At 72.5% G+C, this 18,072-nt stretch carries 27 protein-coding genes and 2 pseudogenes; 22 read left to right on the top strand and 7 right to left on the bottom strand.

Going from position 1 to position 18,072, the window contains the following annotated elements; translation table 11 throughout:
• A pseudogene (locus tag ACZDWJ_RS14255) lies at positions 1–684 on the bottom strand (dihydrodipicolinate reductase); the annotation flags it as partial.
• A gap of 116 nt (positions 685–800) precedes the next feature.
• Complete coding sequence (locus ACZDWJ_RS14250; RefSeq protein ID WP_463521779.1) at positions 801–1,619, bottom strand: RDD family protein; 819 nt, start codon at positions 1,617–1,619, stop codon at positions 801–803.
• 22 nt (positions 1,620–1,641) lie between these two features.
• Between ACZDWJ_RS14250 and ACZDWJ_RS14245 the strand changes: the two genes are divergently transcribed.
• Positions 1,642–2,637, top strand: coding sequence for a stage II sporulation protein M (locus tag ACZDWJ_RS14245; RefSeq protein WP_463521777.1), 996 nt, complete (start codon positions 1,642–1,644; stop codon positions 2,635–2,637).
• Between the two features lie 19 nt (positions 2,638–2,656).
• Here the strand turns inward: ACZDWJ_RS14245 and ACZDWJ_RS14240 are convergent, their stop codons facing one another.
• The 5 genes from ACZDWJ_RS14240 to ACZDWJ_RS14220 are packed head-to-tail and all read right to left on the bottom strand — an operon-like array spanning position 2,657 to position 7,882.
• Complete coding sequence (locus tag ACZDWJ_RS14240) at positions 2,657–3,949, bottom strand: DUF58 domain-containing protein (RefSeq protein WP_463521775.1); 1,293 nt, start codon at positions 3,947–3,949, stop codon at positions 2,657–2,659.
• Between the two features lie 8 nt (positions 3,950–3,957).
• Entirely contained in the window at positions 3,958–4,965 is a 1,008-nt protein-coding gene (locus ACZDWJ_RS14235; protein ID WP_463521773.1) for an AAA family ATPase, read from the bottom strand.
• Positions 4,962–6,062, bottom strand: a complete 1,101-nt coding sequence (locus ACZDWJ_RS14230) for a DUF4350 domain-containing protein (RefSeq protein WP_463521771.1) — start codon at positions 6,060–6,062, stop codon at positions 4,962–4,964. Before ACZDWJ_RS14230 ends, ACZDWJ_RS14235 begins: the two co-directional genes overlap by 4 nt.
• Entirely contained in the window at positions 6,059–6,676 is a 618-nt protein-coding gene (locus ACZDWJ_RS14225) for a DUF4129 domain-containing protein (RefSeq protein WP_463521769.1), read from the bottom strand. Before ACZDWJ_RS14225 ends, ACZDWJ_RS14230 begins: the two co-directional genes overlap by 4 nt.
• A gap of 3 nt (positions 6,677–6,679) precedes the next feature.
• Positions 6,680–7,882: a hypothetical protein gene (locus tag ACZDWJ_RS14220; protein WP_463521767.1), complete on the bottom strand. Its 1,203-nt coding sequence runs from the start codon at positions 7,880–7,882 to the stop codon at positions 6,680–6,682.
• Between the two features lie 465 nt (positions 7,883–8,347).
• Here ACZDWJ_RS14220 and rpsJ point away from each other — a divergent pair, with 465 nt between their 5' ends.
• From rpsJ to rplO, 21 genes and pseudogenes are all read left to right on the top strand, one after another.
• Positions 8,348–8,656, top strand: coding sequence for a 30S ribosomal protein S10 (gene rpsJ / locus ACZDWJ_RS14215; protein WP_008360994.1), 309 nt, complete (start codon positions 8,348–8,350; stop codon positions 8,654–8,656).
• A gap of 10 nt (positions 8,657–8,666) precedes the next feature.
• Entirely contained in the window at positions 8,667–9,329 is a 663-nt protein-coding gene (rplC, locus tag ACZDWJ_RS14210) for a 50S ribosomal protein L3 (RefSeq protein WP_463521765.1), read from the top strand.
• Positions 9,330–9,331: 2 nt separating this feature from the next.
• A pseudogene (rplD, locus tag ACZDWJ_RS14205) lies at positions 9,332–9,937 on the top strand (50S ribosomal protein L4); the annotation flags it as partial.
• A gap of 2 nt (positions 9,938–9,939) precedes the next feature.
• Positions 9,940–10,245 carry a 50S ribosomal protein L23 gene (rplW, locus tag ACZDWJ_RS14200; RefSeq protein ID WP_463521763.1) on the top strand — a complete coding sequence of 102 codons (306 nt, stop codon included), beginning with the start codon at positions 9,940–9,942 and terminating at the stop codon, positions 10,243–10,245.
• A gap of 24 nt (positions 10,246–10,269) precedes the next feature.
• On the top strand, positions 10,270–11,106 hold the full coding sequence (rplB, locus tag ACZDWJ_RS14195; RefSeq protein ID WP_463521761.1) for a 50S ribosomal protein L2: 837 nt from the start codon (positions 10,270–10,272) through the stop codon (positions 11,104–11,106).
• Complete coding sequence (rpsS, locus tag ACZDWJ_RS14190) at positions 11,106–11,387, top strand: 30S ribosomal protein S19 (protein WP_224128385.1); 282 nt, start codon at positions 11,106–11,108, stop codon at positions 11,385–11,387. The genes rplB and rpsS overlap by 1 nt, the downstream gene beginning before the upstream one ends.
• Complete coding sequence (rplV, locus tag ACZDWJ_RS14185; protein WP_463521759.1) at positions 11,384–11,809, top strand: 50S ribosomal protein L22; 426 nt, start codon at positions 11,384–11,386, stop codon at positions 11,807–11,809. The genes rpsS and rplV overlap by 4 nt, the downstream gene beginning before the upstream one ends.
• Entirely contained in the window at positions 11,809–12,636 is an 828-nt protein-coding gene (gene rpsC / locus ACZDWJ_RS14180) for a 30S ribosomal protein S3 (protein WP_463521757.1), read from the top strand. Before rplV ends, rpsC begins: the two co-directional genes overlap by 1 nt.
• A 2-nt stretch (positions 12,637–12,638) precedes the next feature.
• Positions 12,639–13,058: a 50S ribosomal protein L16 gene (gene rplP / locus ACZDWJ_RS14175; protein ID WP_463521755.1), complete on the top strand. Its 420-nt coding sequence runs from the start codon at positions 12,639–12,641 to the stop codon at positions 13,056–13,058.
• On the top strand, positions 13,058–13,303 hold the full coding sequence (gene rpmC, locus ACZDWJ_RS14170) for a 50S ribosomal protein L29 (RefSeq protein ID WP_463521753.1): 246 nt from the start codon (positions 13,058–13,060) through the stop codon (positions 13,301–13,303). The genes rplP and rpmC overlap by 1 nt, the downstream gene beginning before the upstream one ends.
• Positions 13,300–13,578, top strand: a complete 279-nt coding sequence (gene rpsQ, locus ACZDWJ_RS14165) for a 30S ribosomal protein S17 (RefSeq protein ID WP_463521751.1) — start codon at positions 13,300–13,302, stop codon at positions 13,576–13,578. Before rpmC ends, rpsQ begins: the two co-directional genes overlap by 4 nt.
• Before the next feature lie 114 nt (positions 13,579–13,692).
• Positions 13,693–14,061: a 50S ribosomal protein L14 gene (rplN, locus tag ACZDWJ_RS14160; RefSeq protein ID WP_011757324.1), complete on the top strand. Its 369-nt coding sequence runs from the start codon at positions 13,693–13,695 to the stop codon at positions 14,059–14,061.
• Positions 14,061–14,426 carry a 50S ribosomal protein L24 gene (gene rplX / locus ACZDWJ_RS14155; protein ID WP_463521748.1) on the top strand — a complete coding sequence of 122 codons (366 nt, stop codon included), beginning with the start codon at positions 14,061–14,063 and terminating at the stop codon, positions 14,424–14,426. Before rplN ends, rplX begins: the two co-directional genes overlap by 1 nt.
• On the top strand, positions 14,426–14,992 hold the full coding sequence (rplE, locus tag ACZDWJ_RS14150) for a 50S ribosomal protein L5 (RefSeq protein WP_463521746.1): 567 nt from the start codon (positions 14,426–14,428) through the stop codon (positions 14,990–14,992). The genes rplX and rplE overlap by 1 nt, the downstream gene beginning before the upstream one ends.
• Before the next feature lies 1 nt (position 14,993).
• Positions 14,994–15,179, top strand: a complete 186-nt coding sequence (locus tag ACZDWJ_RS14145) for a type Z 30S ribosomal protein S14 (RefSeq protein WP_224128370.1) — start codon at positions 14,994–14,996, stop codon at positions 15,177–15,179.
• A gap of 78 nt (positions 15,180–15,257) precedes the next feature.
• Positions 15,258–15,665, top strand: coding sequence for a 30S ribosomal protein S8 (gene rpsH, locus ACZDWJ_RS14140; protein WP_463521744.1), 408 nt, complete (start codon positions 15,258–15,260; stop codon positions 15,663–15,665).
• Positions 15,666–15,690: 25 nt separating this feature from the next.
• Complete coding sequence (gene rplF / locus ACZDWJ_RS14135; protein ID WP_463521742.1) at positions 15,691–16,230, top strand: 50S ribosomal protein L6; 540 nt, start codon at positions 15,691–15,693, stop codon at positions 16,228–16,230.
• Positions 16,230–16,613, top strand: a complete 384-nt coding sequence (gene rplR, locus ACZDWJ_RS14130) for a 50S ribosomal protein L18 (protein WP_463521740.1) — start codon at positions 16,230–16,232, stop codon at positions 16,611–16,613. The genes rplF and rplR overlap by 1 nt, the downstream gene beginning before the upstream one ends.
• A gap of 37 nt (positions 16,614–16,650) precedes the next feature.
• On the top strand, positions 16,651–17,265 hold the full coding sequence (rpsE, locus tag ACZDWJ_RS14125; protein WP_463521738.1) for a 30S ribosomal protein S5: 615 nt from the start codon (positions 16,651–16,653) through the stop codon (positions 17,263–17,265).
• A complete protein-coding gene (rpmD, locus tag ACZDWJ_RS14120; protein ID WP_463521736.1) occupies positions 17,265–17,447 on the top strand; it encodes a 50S ribosomal protein L30 in 183 nt (60 codons plus the stop codon). The genes rpsE and rpmD overlap by 1 nt, the downstream gene beginning before the upstream one ends.
• 1 nt (position 17,448) lies before the next feature.
• A complete protein-coding gene (rplO, locus tag ACZDWJ_RS14115) occupies positions 17,449–17,889 on the top strand; it encodes a 50S ribosomal protein L15 (RefSeq protein WP_463521734.1) in 441 nt (146 codons plus the stop codon).
• Positions 17,890–18,072 lie beyond the last annotated feature (183 nt).

Below are 18,072 nucleotides of genomic sequence, written 5' to 3'. Positions count from 1 at the left end.
CCCCCCCCGCGCCCGGGCCAGCAGCCGCACCTGCCCGCCCCACACGCTCGTCGGCACGCCCGGGGCCACCATCGGCGGCACGGCGTCCATCGGCTCGCCCATGCCGACCAGGCGTCGCACGGTGGCCTCGGCGTCGTAGTCGGAGTAGTCGAAGATCTCCTGGCAGCGCACCTCGCGCAGCTCGCCGACCAGGCCGGAGAGCAGGTAGGGCAGCACGTCGTTGGCCCATCCGGGGTCGATGCCGGTGACCAGCAGCGACGACCCGCCGGCGCGGCAGGCCGCCTCCATCGGCTCGCGGCTGGCGGGACTCGCGCCGCGGGGGTCGTAGAGGTCGTAGAGCGCGGGGGTGACGACGTCGGCCCCGGCCCGCAGCGCCCGCTCGACGTCGGCGCGCGCCTCGGCGGGACGCAGGTCGCCGGACGCCGCGTAGACCAGGCCGTGTCCGGCCGCCTGGGCCAGCACGCCGGCGACGTCGTCGGTGGCCCGGACGCCGAGCTCGCGGTCGAGCCCGGCGAGGTCGCCGGCGTCGAGCCCGACCTTGGCGGGGTCGGAGACCAGCACCGCGGCGAGGGCGAGCCCGGGGTGGGCGGCGACGGCGCGCAGGGCGGCGCGGCCCACGTTGCCCGTGCCCCAGACGATCACCGGCAGTGCCGCGCCGGATGAGAACGTGTTCTCGTCGGGCATGGACGGGCACCCTAGTCGACCGACGGCGCCCCTGCCTATGGCCCGGGCGTCGCGGTCCGGTCCACAGGCGGTGCCCTCAGTGGCCCCCAGTGGCCCCCAGTGGCCCTCAGCGGCCCTCAGCGGCCGGTCAGCCGCCGTCGCAGCTCGCCCTGGCGGGCCAGGCGCGCGCTCTCGCGGGTGTTCCGCTCGGCCAGCACCGCCGCCAGGACGACGACCGGCGGTGCGCCGGGCGGCGGCGGGGGCGCGACGTGGTCGGCGAGCGAGCCGAGCAGGCGCTCGCCGACGATCCGGGCGGTGGCCGGCACCAGGGTGTGGCCGCGCTCGACGTAGTGCCGCATCGCCAGGGCGAGGTCGGCGGTCAGCGGACGCAGGTCGATGCTCGCGGCCCAGGCGCCCATCCCCGGCGGCATCGCAGGCGGCGGGGAGGGGTCCCACGACACCCGGTCGCGCACGACGTAGGTGCCGGCGGCGTGGTCGCCCAGGCGTCGACCCCGGCCGTCGAGCGACGCGGCGATCGCGGCCGGCGTCCCGCTGAGGGCGTAGATCTCCACCACGCCCACCAGCGAGCGCACGAAGGCGTGCTGGAAGGAGATCGTGCCGCCGTCCTCGCGCACCACCCGCAGCCCGGTGAGGAGCTTGCCGAGGCTCTTGCCGCGGGTGAGGGTCTCGACGGTCGTCGGCAGGCCGATTAGCACGGCGGCGGTCGCGAGGATCGCGACGGCCTGCCCGAGGGCGTCGTCGAGGAGCGAGGAGGTCAGCACGACCAGCAGGAACAGCGCGATCAGCGCCAGGTAGGTGGTGACGAGGTCCACCAGCGTGCCGACGGCCCGCAACGGCATCGAGGCCGGCGGCAGGTCGAGCACGACGGCCTCGCCGGTGACGACCTCGGCGGTCGCGGCGGCACCGCCGTGGGCGTAGGAGCTCGTCGCGGACACGGGAGCAGCCTAGGGTGTGCGCGTGGACGTCGACGCCTACGCCGCGGCCCATCGCGAGGAGTGGGACCGCCTGCGCGAGCTCGTCGGTCGCTCGCGCCTCGACGGCGCGGCCGCCGACGAGCTGCTCGACCTCTACCGTCGCACCGCCACGCACCTCTCGGTGCTGCGCTCCTCGGCGCCCGACCCGCAGCTGGTGCAGTACCTCTCCTGGCTGCTGGGCCGGGCCCGCACCCGCGCGGGCGCGCCGCGCCCCTCGACCTGGGCCGGGGTGCGGGGCTTCGTCCTCGAGCGCTTCCCGGCCGCGCTCTACCGGCTGCGCCGCTGGTGGCTGGCGACGCTGGCCGCCAACGTCGCCGTCACGGGGATCATGATGGTCTGGCTGCTGCGCAACCCGGCGGTCGAGCAGAGCCTGCTCGGCGAGCGCGAGGTCGACCGGCTGGTCTCCTCCGACGTCGAGGGCTACTACCACGAGGCGGCGGCGAGCCACTTCGCCACGCAGGTGTGGGTCAACAACTCCTGGGTCAGCGCGCTGTGCCTGGCCCTCGGCGTGCTCGGCGTCCCGGTGGTGCTGCTGCTGTTCAGCAACATCGCGAACCTGGCGATCATCGGCTCGCTGATGATCCGGCACGACCGCGGCGGGCTCTTCTGGGGGCTGATCCTCCCGCACGGGCTGCTGGAGCTGACGGCGGTCTTCGTGGCCGGCGGGGTGGGCCTGCGGCTGTTCTGGTCGTGGATCGAGCCCGGACGCCTGACGCGCTCGCAGTCGCTCGGGCAGGAGGGTCGCACCGCCGGCACGGTGGCGATCGGCCTGGTGCTGGTGCTCGCGATCTCGGGAGCCATCGAGGGCTTCGTGACGCCGTCGGGCCTGCCCACCTGGGCGCGGGTCGGCATCGGCGTGCTCGCCGAGGCGGCGTTCTTCGCCTACGTCTTCGTGCTCGGCCGGGCGGCGCACGCCCGCGGCGCGACCGGCGACGTCGACGCCGCCCTCCTCGGCGACCGCGTCGCCACCAGCGCCTGACCCGCGCCTGACCCGCGCCTCAGAGCAGCCCGGCGGCCTTGAGCGCCAGGTAGTGGTCGCCGAGGGCGACCGCCAGCCCACCGGGCTCGGCGTCCACCACGTCGACCCCCAGGCCGCGCAGCAGGGCGGCCGTGGCCCGGCGGCGCTCGAGCGCCTGCTCGGCGGCCGCCGCGGCGTAGGCGTCGACGAGGCTCTCGCGCCGCCCGGCCAGCGCGGTCAGCTCGGGCTCGCGGACGCCGGCCAGCACGACCCGGTGACGTGCGGTGAGCGCGGGCAGCAGCGGCAGCAGGCCCTCCTCGAGCGGGGCCTCGTCGAGGGAGGTCAGCAGCACGAGCAGCGCCCGCTGACGGCCGAGGTCGGCGACGGCGCCCGCGAGCAGCGGCCAGTCGGCCTCGGCCAGCACCGGCTCGACGCCGGCGAGCAGGTCGTCGAAGCGGCCGACGACGTCGCGCGCCGAGCCGCTGCGTCCGCGGGCGCGCACCAGGCGGTCTCCGGCGAGCAGGTCGACGCGGTCGCCGGCCCGGCTGGCGAGCGCGGTGAGGAAGAGCGCGGCGTCCAGCGAGGAGTCCAGCCGCGGCGCGTCGGCCACGCGCGCGGCGCTGGTGCGTCCGGTGTCGACGACGAGGACGACGCGGCGGTCGCGCTCGGGCTGCCAGGTGCGCACCACCGGGTTGCGCGTGCGCGCGGTGGCGCGCCAGTCGATCGAGCGGACGTCGTCGCCGCGCACGTACTCGCGCAGGGAGTCGAACTCGGTGCCGGCTCCGCGCACCCGCACCGCGGCGCGGCCGTCGAGGTCGCGCAGCCGCGCCAGGCGGGAGGGCAGCGCGCGCCGCGACGGGAAGGCCGGCAGCACGCGGACGACGCCGGGCAGGGCGAGGGTGCGCTGGCGGGCCGCCAGACCGAGGGGGCCGCGCAGCCGGACGGTGAGCCCGGCGGTGGTGAGGTCGCCGCGCCGCTGCGGCGCGAGCGCGGTGACGACGACCTGGGGACGTCCCGCGGCCAGCCTCAGGCGGTGCCGCTCGCCGGTGGCGCCGGCGGTGGGCTGCCAGGCGTCGCGCAGCAGGCCCCGGGCCGAGCGGGCGCAGGTGACGCGGACCGTCGTGTGCGTGGGCTCCCCGAGCCGCACCGGCTCCAGCCGGGCGGGATCGCGCTGCAGGGCGAGCCGCTCGGGCCGCGGCGCCACCAGCCAGTCGACGCCGACGGCGAGCAGCACCACCAGCGTCCACACCAGCACCGTCGAGGCCTGCGGGCGCAGCACGACCAGCGCCACCCCGGCCAGCAGGAACAGCGGGACGCGCCCGGTGAGCACCATGGTCGGCCTCAGCGGGGCACGGGGACGCTGGCGACCGCGGCCGCCAGCACCGCCTCGACGCGCGTGCCCTCGAGCTCGGCCTCGGGACGCAGGCCCAGGCGGTGCGCGAAGGTGGAGGTGACCAGCGCCTTGACGTCGTCGGGCGTCACGAAGTCGCGGCCCGAGAGCCAGGCCCAGGCGCGAGCGGTGCGCAGCAGCGCGGTCGCGGCACGGGGGCTGGCGCCCATGGAGAGCGAGGGCGCGGTGCGGGTGGCCCGCGCCAGGTCGACGACGTAGCCGGCCACCTCGGCCGAGACCTCGACGCCGCCGACCGCGGCCCGCGCCACCAGGACGTCCTCGGCCCCGGCCACCGGGGTGACGCCGGCGCCGGCGACGTCGCGGGGGTCGAAGCCCGCGGCGTGGCGGCGCAGGATCTCCAGCTCGGCGTCCCGGTCGGGCACCGGGAGGATCACCTTGAGCAGGAACCGGTCGAGCTGCGCCTCGGGCAGCGGGTAGGTGCCCTCCATCTCGACGGGGTTCTGCGTCGCGGCCACGAGGAACGGGTCGGGGAGCCGGTGGGTGGTGCCGTCGACCGACACCTGGCCCTCCTCCATGGCCTCCAGGAGCGCCGACTGGGTCTTCGGGGGCGTGCGGTTGATCTCGTCGGCGAGCAGGAGGCCGGTGAAGACCGGTCCGGGCCGGAAGGCGAGCGCGCCGGCGCCGGGGTCGAGCACCAGCGAGCCTGTGAGGTCGCCGGGCATGAGGTCGGGGGTGAACTGCACGCGGCGGCTCTCGACGCTGAGCGCGGCGGCCAGCGAGCGCACCAGCAGGGTCTTGGCCGTGCCGGGCACGCCCTCGAGCAGGACGTGCCCGCGGCACAGGAGCGCGACGAGGAGGCCCGAGACGGCAGCGTCCTGGCCGACGACGGCCTTGGCGACCTCGGTGCGCACCGCGGCCAGCCGGGTGCGGGCGGCCTCGACGGCGGCGGGGTCGGGCCGCTGCGGCGGGGCGGGGGCGTGGTCGGGACGGTCGGTCACAGGTCACCTGCTTCGTCGAGGGCGGCCAGGTCGGCGGCCAGGGTCACGAGGGCGTGGTCGTCGGGCGGGGGTGCGTCGAGGAGGAGGTCGGCGACCTCCGCGACGGGGCGCTGGGCGTGCGCGGCGACGAGCTCGACGAGCGTCGCGTCGGGCACCTCGGGGCCCACCGAGAGCCGGCTGCGCCAGCGGCGTCGTCCGGCGGAGCGCAGGGCCGCCGCGGCGTGGCCGCGGTCGCCCGCGCGCTGGTAGAGCCGCCCCAGGCTCTCCACCGACTCCGCGGCACGCACCGAGACCGGCAGCGGCTCGCGCACGAGCGGCCCGAGGCGCCGGGCGCGCCAGACCACGAGGGCGACGACGGCCAGCGCGCCGAGCGCGAGCGAGGGCAGCAGCCACGGCGGCAGCAGCGAGCGCAGCGTGACGGCGTCGTCGGCGCCCTGCTCGGCGGGGTCGGGGACGTACCAGACCAGCCGCTCGCGGCCGCCGAGCAGCCGCAGGGCGAGGCCGGCGTTGTCGCCGCGCAGGACGTCGCGGTTGGAGAGCGCCTGTCCGGCGCCGAGGAGCGCGAGGTCGGTGCGGCGCAGCAGCGAGCTGTCGAAGCAGCGGCCGCCCTGGTAGGCGAGGCGCTCGTCGACGTCGAGCTCGAGGTCGCTCACGAGGGAGTCCGAGCAGCCGGCGTCGATCGGGCCGTCGTCGCTGCGCCGCTCGGGGTCGGCCTCGACCCCGAGCAGCCGCAGCACGCTGGGGCCGGCGTCGACGACGACGATCGACGCCCGCAGGCGCAGCAGGTCGGTGGCCGTGGCGCGGCCCAGCCCCGAGGGCTGCACGACGACGATGGTGGTGCGGGGGCCGGTGCCGTCGGGGACGGCCTCGCGGAGGGCGGCCGAGGAGCGGGCGACCGTGACGTCGACGCCCTGCGCAGCCAGCACCCGCGCCACCGCGCGGCCGCCGGTCGGCGAGGCGCTGCCGGGGTCGAGGGGGCCGTCGTCGCCGGGCGCGGGGGAGAGCCAGACCATCACCGCGACGAGGGCCGCCAGCACCAGGCCGAGGGTCGCCGGCAGCCGCCAGCGCCGCACCCGCCCGGGACGCACCCCGCTCATCGGCGGGCTCCGGCCAGGCGCAGGTCGAGGTCGAGCACGGCGCGGGCCTGCTCGGCGGTGGCCGGGCGGTGGCCGTAGAGCACGGCCTCGAAGCGGCGGGCGGCGTCGTCGATCGCGGCGACGAGCGTCGGGTGGGCCTGGCCGAGCGCCGTGGCCACCTCGGCCGCAGTGGCCGAGGCGACGGCGTCGACGCGCCCCTCGCGGGCCTCGCGCAGCGCGAGGGCGCGGAAGCCCTCGACGACGGCGTCGTCGTGGCGGCCCTCGGCGTAGGCGGCCTCGGCGCGGCGTCGCACCTCGCGGGGGTCCTCGGCGGCGGCGTCCCCGACCATCGCGCGCGCTCGCACCTCGCGCGGGTCGCGGCGCAGCCGGGAGAGCAGCCAGCCGATCGCGAGGAGCAGCAGGAGGACGATCACCGCGACGGCCACGAGGCTGACCACGCTGAGCCCGCCGGCGGCCTGGGCCGCGGAGCTCAGCGTCCGGTCCAGCCAGTCCAGGAGCCGGCGGATCGGGTTCTGCTCCTGGTACTCCGGGCGCAGCAGCTCGCGACGCAGCAGCTCGTGGGCGCGCTCGGGGCTCGGGACCAGCGGCGGTCCGTCGAGGGGCAGGAGCCTCATGCCTCAGGCCCCGGGCGCGCCCGGCAGCCCCGCGAGCAGCTCGACGTCGTAGGCCTCGCGACGGATCCGCTGGTCGACGTACTGCAGGCTGCGCACCGCCCCGGTGAAGGGGGCCGCGAGCGCCGAGGACACCAGCTGGCTGCCGACCTGGCCGATGACGAGCGCGACGATGGCGTTCTCGGGGGAGAGGCCCGCGACGACCTGGGAGCCGATGGAGAACGGCGAGGCGATGACGCCCGAGGCGATCCCGGCCACGATGCCGGTGAGCAGCGCGATGCCGAACAGCCGCCAGAACGAGCCCTTCGACAGCGCGTGGGAGCGGCGCAGGGCGGCGAGCACGCCGAGGCCCTCGACGACGAGCGCGGGGACCGCCAGCAGGTAGACCCGGGTGTAGACGTAGATCCAGGCGACGATGAAGGTCGGCACGAGCACGACGCCGGCCAGCACCCCCAGCCCGGTGGACGCCGAGGCCAGCACCACCACGACGACGATGAGCAGCGTGATGGCGAGGATCAGCGCCAGGGTCAGCAGGAGCAGCAGGCCCACCACGCGCCAGCGTCGACCCCGGGTGGCCGCCCACGCCTGCGGCAGCCGGAACACCTCGCCGCGGGCGGCGCCCACGCTGACCCGCGCGATCATGCCGGTGACGAACGCGGCGCCGATGCCCTGGACGAGCAGGCCGACGAGCACGGTGACGCCGAGGACCCCCAGGGCGATCAGCTGGGAGTCGCTGGGGGCGTCGGAGGACTCCAGGTCGATGCCGGAGAGGGTGCCGCCGAGGATCAGCGCCGCGAGGAGGGGCAGCACCCCGGCCGCCGCGGAGACCATCACCGAGGCGCCGACGGTGGCGCCGAGGTTGCGTCGGAGCACGGCGAAGGCGCCGTTGTAGAGGTCGCCCAGGCCGAGGGGGCGCAGCGGGACGGCGCCCGGCTGCAGGGCCGGCGGACGCCAGCCCGGCGGCGGCGCCTCGTAGCCGGGCGCCGGCTGGCCCGGCCAGCCCTGCTGCGGGCCCTTCTGCCAGCCCTGCTGCTGTCCCGGCCATCCGGGCTGCTGGCCGGGGGCCGCGCCGGGGTCGGCCGGGTAGGGCGTCGTCGGGTAGGACGGCGGCGCCGGGCTCGGGGGCATCGCGGAGCCCGGGGCCGGATAGGAGGGCGGCGGGGGCGGCGCGCCCTGCTCAGGGGTGCGGTCCTCGTCAGGGGTCGACATCGCGGCCCCTCCTCTCGCTGCTGGCCCGGATCCCGGAGCGTCCGGTGGCGCACATCCTGCCGTCCCGGGAGCGTCCGGGGCGAGGCGCCCGGCCGCGGCCGTCCCGAATTTGGCGAGCACCGGCAGGTCTGCCAAGATAGCCAGGTTGCTCCGGCGGGTCCGCCGGGGTGCGGCACATCTTGACTCCTGAATCGCGTCTCCCGTGAGCTCGGTGGTCGGCGTGCGCCGCGCCAGCTCCGCCTCGGCTCCGTCCGAGCGCGGAGGGGGACCCGATCAGCCCGACGAACCGTCGGGCGCCACCGAGGCAGCCGGCATGGACCCCTGGTCTCAGCGTGTGCCACACAGGCGACACGCCCGACCGCGGGGGTCGCTGGCTCCGGGGGTGGGCAGCAGGACGGATCCGACTCAAGCCCGAGGACGAGCCGAACACGCAGGCGGTACGACAAGTGAGGACGAGAGAGACCTATGGCGGGACAGAAGATCCGCATCAGGCTCAAGGCCTATGACCACGAGGTGATCGACACCTCGGCGCGCAAGATCGTGGACACGGTCACCCGCACGGGTGCCAAGGTCGCCGGCCCGGTGCCGCTGCCGACCGAGAAGAACGTGTACTGCGTCATTCGCTCGCCCCACAAGTACAAGGACTCCCGCGAGCACTTCGAGATGCGCACCCACAAGCGCCTCATCGACATCATCGACCCCACCCCGAAGACCGTCGACTCGCTCATGCGCCTCGACCTTCCCGCGGGCGTGGACATCGAGATCAAGCTCTGAGGTTGGAGAGATGACTTTCGAACGCAACGCCAAGGGCCTGCTGGGCACCAAGCTCGGCATGACCCAGCTCTGGGACGAGAACAACCGCGTCGTCCCCGTGACCGTGGTCGCCGCCGCGACCAACGTCGTCACCCAGGTCCGCACCCCGGACGTCGACGGCTACAACGCCGTGCAGATCGGCTTCGGCGAGATCGAGGCCCGCAAGGTGAACAAGCCGGAGGCCGGGCACTTCGCCAAGGCCGGCGTCACCCCGCGTCGCCACGTCGTCGAGATCCGCACCGCCGCCGCCGCCGACTACACCGTCGGCCAGGAGCTCTCCGTCGAGACCTTCGCCGCCGGCGAGCAGATCGACGTCACGGGCACCAGCAAGGGCAAGGGCTTCGCCGGAACGATGAAGCGTCACGGCTTCGCCGGCGTCTCCGCCTCCCACGGTGCGCACCGCAACCACCGCAAGCCGGGCTCGATCGGCGCCTGCGCCACCCCCGGTCGCGTCTTCAAGGGCGTGCGGATGGCCGGCCGGATGGGCACCGACACCGTCACCACCCAGAACGTCACGGTGCACGCCGTCGACGCCGAGAAGGGCCTGATCCTCATCAAGGGCGCCGTCCCCGGCCCCAAGGGTGGTCTCGTGGTCCTGCGCTCGGCCGCCAAGCTCACCGGCAAGGAGGCCTGACCATGGCTGTCAAGACCGTCAAGGTCGACCTGCCCGCGGAGATCTTCGAGGCGAAGGTCAACGTCCCGCTGATCCACCAGGTCGTCGTCGCCCAGCAGGCTGCCGCCCGCCAGGGCACCCACGCCACCAAGACCCGCGGCGAGGTCCGCGGTGGTGGCAAGAAGCCCTACAAGCAGAAGGGCACCGGCCGCGCCCGTCAGGGCTCGACCCGCGCCCCGCAGTTCGCCGGCGGTGGCACCGTCCACGGCCCGCAGCCGCGCAGCTACGACCAGCGCACCCCCAAGAAGATGAAGGCCGCCGCCCTGCGCGGTGCCCTCTCCGACCGGGCCGCCAACGGTCGCATCCACGTCGTCGAGGGCCTGGTCGAGGGCGACGCTCCCTCCACCAAGGCCGCCCTGGCCTCGCTGGCCACGCTCGTCGCCGACCGCGCCAACTTCCTGGTCGTGCTCGAGCGCTCGGACGTCGTCACCTGGCTGTCGCTGCGCAACGCGCCGCAGGTGCACCTGGTCGCCGTCGACCAGGTCAACACCTACGACGTGCTCGCCGCCGACGACATCGTCTTCAGCAAGGGCGCGTTCGACGCGTTCGTGAGCAGCAAGGAGGCCGCCCAGTGAGCACCCTGCACAAGGACCACCGCGACGTCCTGCTCGCGCCGGTCGTGTCGGAGAAGAGCTACGGCCTCCTCGACGCCAACAAGTACACGTTCATCGTGCGCCCGGACGCGAACAAGACCGAGATCAAGATCGCGGTCGAGAAGATCTTCGGCGTCAAGGTCACCTCGGTGAACACCCTGAACCGCCAGGGCAAGGCCCGTCGCACCCGCAACGGCATCGGCAAGCGCAAGGACACCAAGCGCGCGATCGTCAGCCTGGCCGAGGGTCACCGCATCGACATCTTCGGAGGTCCGGTCTCCTGACCGGGCGAGTAGAGGACTGAACTGATGGCTATCCGCAAGTACAAGCCGACGACGCCCGGGCGTCGTGGCGCGTCGGTCGCCGACTTCGTCGAGATCACCCGCACCACGCCGGAGAAGTCCCTGACGGTGCCGCTGCCCAAGAAGGGCGGCCGCAACAACCAGGGCCGGATCACCACCCGTCACCAGGGCGGCGGTCACAAGCGTGCGTACCGCATCATCGACTTCCGTCGCTATGACAAGGACGGCGTGCCGGCCAAGGTCGCTCACATCGAGTACGACCCCAACCGCACCGCCCGCATCGCGCTGCTGCACTACGCCGACGGCGAGAAGCGCTACATCGTGGCGCCCAAGGGTCTGACCCAGGGCACTCCGGTGGAGTCCGGCGTCGGCGCCGACATCAAGGTCGGCAACAACCTGCCGCTGCGCAACATCCCCGTCGGCACCACGATCCACTGCGTGGAGCTGCGTCCGGGCGGCGGCGCCAAGCTGGCCCGCTCGGCCGGCAACAGCGCCCAGCTCGTCGCCCGCGAGGGCTCGCGCGCCACGCTGCGTCTGCCCTCCGGCGAGATGCGCTTCGTCGACGTGCGCTGCCGCGCCACGATCGGCGAGGTCGGCAACGCCGAGCAGTCGAACATCAACTGGGGCAAGGCCGGCCGCATGCGCTGGAAGGGCAAGCGCCCGACCGTCCGCGGTGTCGTCATGAACCCGGTCGACCACCCGCACGGTGGTGGAGAGGGCAAGACCTCCGGTGGTCGCCACCCGGTCTCCCCGTGGGGCAAGCCCGAGGGTCGCACGCGCAAGCGCAAGGCCTCGGACGCCCAGATCATCCGTCGCCGCAAGTCCGGAAAGGGCCGTAAGTAATGCCTCGCAGCCTGAAGAAGGGCCCCTTCGTCGACGACCACCTGCAGAAGAAGGTGGACGCGGAGAACGAGAAGGGCACCCACAACGTCATCAAGACCTGGTCGCGCCGCTCGATGATCGTGCCCGACATGATCGGCCACACCATCGCGGTGCACGACGGTCGCAAGCACGTCCCGGTCTTCGTGTCCGACTCCATGGTCGGCCACAAGCTGGGCGAGTTCGCCCCCACCCGCACCTACCGCGGGCACGTGAAGGAAGACCGGAAGGGACGTCGTCGATGAGCACCACCGAGCGTCAGCGCGTCAGCGCCCGTCGCGAGTCGCTGCTCGGCGACCAGCCGGGTGCGTTCGCCAGCGCGCGCTTCGTCCGCATCACGCCGATGAAGGCCCGCCGGGTCGTCGACCTCGTCCGCGGCCTGCCCGTGGACGACGCCCTCGCCCTGCTGCAGTTCGCCCCGCAGGCCGCCTCCGAGACCGTCTACAAGATCCTCGAGAGCGCGATCGCCAACGCCGAGACCACCGAGGGCCTGGGCCGCGACGACCTCGTCGTCAGCGTCGCCATGGTCGACGAGGGTCCGACGATGAAGCGGTGGCGTCCGCGTGCGCAGGGTCGCGCGACCCGCATCAACAAGCGCACGAGCCACATCACGCTGGCCGTCCAGCCGGCCTCCGTCGTGGCCGCCAAGAAGGGGAAGGGTGCCTGATGGGCCAGAAGATCAACCCGAACGGCTTCCGTCTCGGCATCTCCACCGACCACAAGTCGCGCTGGTACGCCGACAAGCTGTACAAGTCCTACGTCGGCGAGGACGTCGCGATCCGCAAGCTGCTCTCCAAGGGCATGGAGCGGGCCGGCATCTCGAAGGTGGAGATCGAGCGCACGCGTGACCGCGTCCGCGTCGACATCCACACCGCGCGTCCGGGCATCGTCATCGGCCGCCGCGGCGCCGAGGCCGACCGCATCCGCACCGAGCTCGAGAAGCTGACCGGCAAGCAGGTCCAGCTGAACATCCTCGAGGTCAAGAGCCCCGAGGTCGACGCCCAGCTCGTCGCCCAGGGCGTCGCGGAGCAGCTCGCCGGTCGCGTGCAGTTCCGTCGCGCGATGCGCAAGGCCATGCAGACCACGATGCGCTCGGGTGCCAAGGGCATCCGGATCCAGTGCTCGGGCCGCCTCAACGGCGCCGAGATGTCGCGCACCGAGTTCTACCGCGAGGGCCGCGTCCCGCTGCACACGCTGCGTGCCGACATCGACTACGGCTTCTACGAGGCCAAGACCACCTTCGGCCGCATCGGCGTGAAGGTCTGGATCTACAAGGGCGAGGTCGCCGGCTCCCGTGCCGAGCGTCAGGCCCAGGCCGCTGCCCGCGCCGGCGTCCCCGGCCGCTCGGGTCGCCCGACCCGCGGTGGCGACCGTCCCGGTCGCTCCTCGCGCGGCGAGCGTCCCGGTCGTGCCGACCGCACCGAGGCCACCGAGGCTCCGGCCGAGGCCACCGCGGCGGCCCCCGCTGAGAACACCGCAGGATCGGAGGCCTGACCATGCTGATGCCTCGTCGCGTCAAGCACCGCAAGCAGCACCACCCCAAGCGCACCGGCGCTGCCAAGGGTGGCACCAAGCTGGCCTTCGGTGACTTCGGCATCCAGGCGGTGGAGGGTCACTACGTGACCAACCGCCAGATCGAGTCCGCTCGTATCGCCATGACCCGTCACATCAAGCGTGGCGGCAAGGTCTGGATCAACATCTACCCCGACCGTCCGCTCACGAAGAAGCCCGCCGAGACCCGCATGGGCTCGGGCAAGGGCTCGCCGGAGTGGTGGGTCGCCAACGTCAAGCCCGGTCGCGTCATGTTCGAGCTGTCCGGCGTCCCGGAGGACATCGCCCGTGAGGCGATGCGCCGTGCGATGCACAAGCTCCCCATGAAGTGCCGGTTCGTCACGCGAGAGGCGGGTGAGTTCTGATGGCGACGGGTACCCCCGCCCACGAGCTCGACGATCTGAACGACGTCGACCTGGAGTCCAAGCTCCGTGAGGCCAAGGAGGAGCTGTTCAACCTCCGCTTCCAGGCCGCCACGGGTCAGCTGGAGAGCCACGGCCGACTGAGCTCGGTCAAGAAGGACATCGCCCGGATCTACACCGTGGTGCGTGAGCGCGAGCTCGGCATCCGGACCGCCCCGGGCCAGAGCAACGAGGACGGTGCCGCATGAGCGAGCAGGTCGAGACCACCGACGAGCGCAACGCTCGCAAGACCCGCGAGGGCCTGGTCGTGAGCGACAAGATGGACAAGACCATCGTCGTGAGCGTCGAGGACCGCGTGAAGCACCCGCTCTACGGCAAGGTCCTGCGTCGCACCAGCAAGCTCAAGGCCCACGACGAGCAGAACTCGTGCGGCATCGGCGACCGCGTCCTGATCATGGAGACGCGTCCGCTGTCGGCCACCAAGCGCTGGCGCGTCGTCGAGATCCTCGAGAAGGCCAAGTAGCACCCTCCCTGAGGCCCCGGTCCGCCGGGGCCTCAGGGGAGTCCACCACCAGTTCGGCCAGGCTCGCCGTCCGCTGAGACGACGAGAACCGGCTCGACAACCAGGAGATATTCAATGATCCAGCAGGAGTCGCGACTCAAGGTCGCCGACAACACCGGTGCGAAGGAGATCCTCTGCATCCGCGTGCTCGGTGGCTCGGGTCGGCGCTACGCCGGCATCGGCGACGTCATCGTCGCCACCGTGAAGGACGCGATCCCCGGCGGCAACGTCAAGAAGGGTGACGTCGTCAAGGCGGTCGTCGTGCGCACCGTCAAGGAGCGCCGTCGTCCCGACGGCTCGTACATCCGCTTCGACGAGAACGCCGCGGTGATCCTCAAGAACGACGGCGAGCCGCGCGGTACCCGCATCTTCGGCCCCGTCGGCCGCGAGCTGCGCGAGAAGAAGTTCATGAAGATCATCTCGCTCGCCCCGGAGGTGCTGTGATGTCGAAGAAGAACCCGTCGGTGAACATCAAGAAGGGCGACACCGTCAAGGTCATCGCCGGCAAGGACAAGGGCGCCGAGGGTAAGGTCATCCAGGTGCTCCGTGAGGAGCAGCGGGTGGTCGTCGAGGGCGTCAACCGCATCAAGAAGCACACCAAGGTCGTCAACCAGGGCCAGGGCAACACCGGCGGCATCATCACCGCCGAGGCGCCCATCCACGTCTCGAACGTGATGCTGGTCGACGGCGACGGCGTCACCCGCGTCGGCTTCCGCCGCGAGGAGGTCACCAAGCGTCGCCCCGACGGCTCGGAGTACACCGCGGAGCGCAGCGTCCGCATCTCGCGCAAGACCGGTAAGGACATCTGATGACCGAGACCCAGCTCCCCGCCGTCCCGCGGCTCAAGACCCGCTACCGCGAGGAGATCCTCCCCGCGCTCCGGTCGGAGTTCGAGATCGCCAACGTCATGCAGGTGCCCGGCCTGACCAAGATCGTGGTCAACATGGGCGTCGGCGAGGCGGCTCGCGACTCCAAGCTGATCGAGGGCGCGGTCCGCGACCTCACCGCGATCACCGGCCAGAAGCCCACCGTCACCAAGGCCCGCAAGTCCATCGCGCAGTTCAAGCTGCGCGAGGGCATGCCGATCGGCGCGCACGTCACCCTGCGCGGCGACCGCATGTGGGAGTTCCTCGACCGTCTGCTCTCGCTGGCGCTTCCGCGCATCCGCGACTTCCGGGGCCTCTCGCCCAAGCAGTTCGACGGCCAGGGCAACTACACCTTCGGTCTGACCGAGCAGGTCATGTTCCACGAGATCGACCAGGACAAGATCGACCGCTCGCGGGGCATGGACATCACCATCGTGACCACGGCCACCACCGACGACCAGGGCCGCGCGCTGCTCAAGCAGCTCGGCTTCCCGTTCAAGGAGAACTGACATGGCGAAGACCGCTCTGAAGGTCAAGGCCGCGCGCAAGCCCAAGTACGCGGTCCGGGCCTACACCCGCTGCCAGCGCTGTGGCCGGCCCAAGGCCGTCTACCGCAAGTTCGGCCTGTGCCGGATCTGCCTGCGCGAGATGGCTCACCGCGGTGAGCTGCCCGGCGTCACCAAGTCCAGCTGGTGACCAGCCCCGATTCCAACCGCTGAAGGTCCCGACGGCCTCGCGCCACGGGAAACCGCAGAAGAGAGAGAACACCCACTCATGACGATGACTGACCCGATCGCAGACATGCTCACGCGTCTGCGCAACGCCAACCAGGCGTACCACGACTCGGTGTCGATGCCCTACAGCAAGCTCAAGCAGGGCGTGGCCGAGATCCTTCAGCAGGAGGGCTACATCACCTCCTTCGCGGTCGCCGAGCCGGCCGAGGGCCAGGTGGGCAAGACGCTCACCATCACCCTCAAGTACGGCCGCAACCGCGAGCGCTCGATCGCCGGCGTCCGCCGCATCAGCAAGCCCGGTCTGCGCGTGTACGCCAAGCACACCGGCCTGCCCAAGGTCCTCGGTGGCCTCGGCGTCGCGATCATCTCCACCAGCCAGGGCCTGCTGACCGACCGTCAGGCCAACTCGAAGGGCGTGGGTGGGGAAGTCCTCGCCTACGTCTGGTGATCAGAGACCGAGAGGAGAACGAGTAATGTCGCGCATTGGCAAGCTCCCCGTCCCGGTCCCGTCCGGTGTGAACGTCGACATCGACGGCGCCACGGTGACCGTCAAGGGGCCCAAGGGCACCCTGAGCCACACCGTCGCCGCACCGATCACGGTCGAGCAGACGGACGGCGTCCTGAACGTCAACCGGCCCGATGACGAGCGTGTGAGCAAGTCGCTCCACGGTCTGACCCGCACGCTGGTCAACAACATGGTCGTCGGCGTCACCGACGGCTACGAGAAGAAGCTCGAGATCGTGGGCGTCGGCTACCGCGTCCTGTCCAAGGGCCCGACCCAGCTGGAGTTCCAGCTCGGCTTCTCGCACCCGGTCGTCATCGACGCTCCGTCGGGCATCACCTTCGCGGTGGAGAGCCCCACGAAGTTCGGCGTCCAGGGCATCGACAAGCAGCTCGTCGGCGAGGTCGCCGCGAACATCCGCAAGCTGCGCAAGCCCGAGCCGTACAAGGGCAAGGGCGTTCGCTACGCGGGCGAGATCGTTCGCAAGAAGGTCGGAAAGGCTGGTAAGTGATGGCCATCTCGCTGTCGAACAACAAGCACACCGCGTCGCGCGTGCGCTCGCGCCTGCGTCGTCAGGCTCGTGGCCGCAAGAAGATCGCGGGCACCGCGGAGCGGCCTCGTCTGGTCGTCACCCGCTCGTCCAAGCACATCACCGCCCAGGTCGTCGACGACCTGGTCGGCAAGACGCTGGTCTCCGCCTCCACCATGGAGGCCGACCTGCGCGGTGCCGAGGGCGACAAGACCGCCAAGGCGAAGAAGGTCGGCGAGCTCGTCGCCTCCCGCGCCAAGGAGCAGGGTGTCGAGTCGGTCGTCTTCGACCGGGCCGGCAACAAGTACCACGGTCGCGTCGCGGCCCTGGCCGACGGCGCCCGCGCGGGCGGCCTGAGCTTCTGATCGCAAGAGCTGCAGAAGAGAGAAGAGGAACAGTCTCATGAGCGGAGCCCAGCGCGGACAGCGCGGTGGCGAGCGCCGAGGTCGCGACAACGGTCGCAACCAGGGCGCGGACAAGACCGCCTACATCGAGCGGGTCGTTGCGATCAACCGTGTCGCCAAGGTCGTGAAGGGCGGTCGTCGCTTCAGCTTCACCGCCCTCGTGGTCGTCGGTGACGGCGACGGACTCGTCGGTGTCGGCTACGGCAAGGCCAAGGAGGTGCCCGCGGCGATCGCCAAGGGCGTCGAGGAGGCCAAGAAGCACTTCTTCCGCGTGCCCCGCATCCAGGGCACCATCCCGCACCCGGTCCAGGGCGAGAAGGCGGCCGGCGTGGTCATGCTGCGCCCCGCTGCCCCCGGTACCGGTGTGATCGCGGGTGGCCCGGTGCGCGCCGTCCTGGAGTGCGCCGGCATCCACGACATCCTGAGCAAGTCGCTCGGGTCGTCCAACCAGATCAACATCGTGCACGCCACGGTGGAGGCCCTGCGGCTGCTCGAGCAGCCCGAGGCCGTCGCCGCGCGTCGTGGCCTCCCGGTCGAGGACGTCGCCCCGGCGGCGCTCCTCAAGGCCCGGGCCGAGGTCCCGGCCGGCGTGTCGCAGGAGGTGAGCTCCTGATGGGTCAGCTCAAGGTCCAGCAGACGAAGTCCACGATCGGCTGCAAGGCGAACCAGCGCGAGACCGTGCGCAGCCTCGGTCTCAAGCGGATCGGCGACGTCGTCGTGAAGGAGGACCGCCCGGAGATCCGCGGCATGGTCCACACCGTCCGTCACCTCGTGACGGTCGAGGAGGTCGACTGACATGACGCTCAAGCTCCACCACCTGCGTCCCGCCCCGGGCGCCAAGACCGCCAAGACCCGCGTGGGTCGCGGTGAGGGCTCCAAGGGCAAGACCGCGGGCCGCGGTACCAAGGGAACCAAGGCTCGCTACCAGGTCCCGGTCGCCTTCGAGGGTGGCCAGATGCCGATCCACATGCGGCTGCCGAAGCTCAAGGGCTTCAAGAACCCGTTCAAGGTCGAGTTCCAGGTCGTGAACCTGGACAAGATCGGCGAGCTCTTCCCCGAGGGTGGCTCCGTCACCGTCGACGAGCTCGTCGCCCGGGGCGCGGTCCGCAAGAACCAGCCGGTCAAGGTGCTCGCCCAGGGCGAGCTCTCCGTGAAGGTCGACGTGTCCGCGAACGCGGTCTCGAACGCCGCCAAGGAGAAGATCGAGGCCGCCGGCGGCTCGGTCACCCTGGTCTGAGGCCAGTCGAACGACGAGTGAAGGGCGCGGGAGCGCCGCCGAGAGGCGGGCCCCCGCGCCCTTCGCGTCACCGGGACCCGGTCGTCGTCGTGTGGCCCGGCCTCTCGGAGCACCGCGCAGCGAACCTGCAGCGTCGCTCCTGTTAGGCTTCCCGAGGCTCCCAGCCGGGCAAGACCCAGGGGG

It is taken from the genome of Nocardioides sp. B129/18 (genome assembly GCF_055282735.1).
The sequence above is the reverse complement of the archived record's forward strand: the minus strand, read 5'-3'. Positions and strand labels throughout refer to the sequence as shown.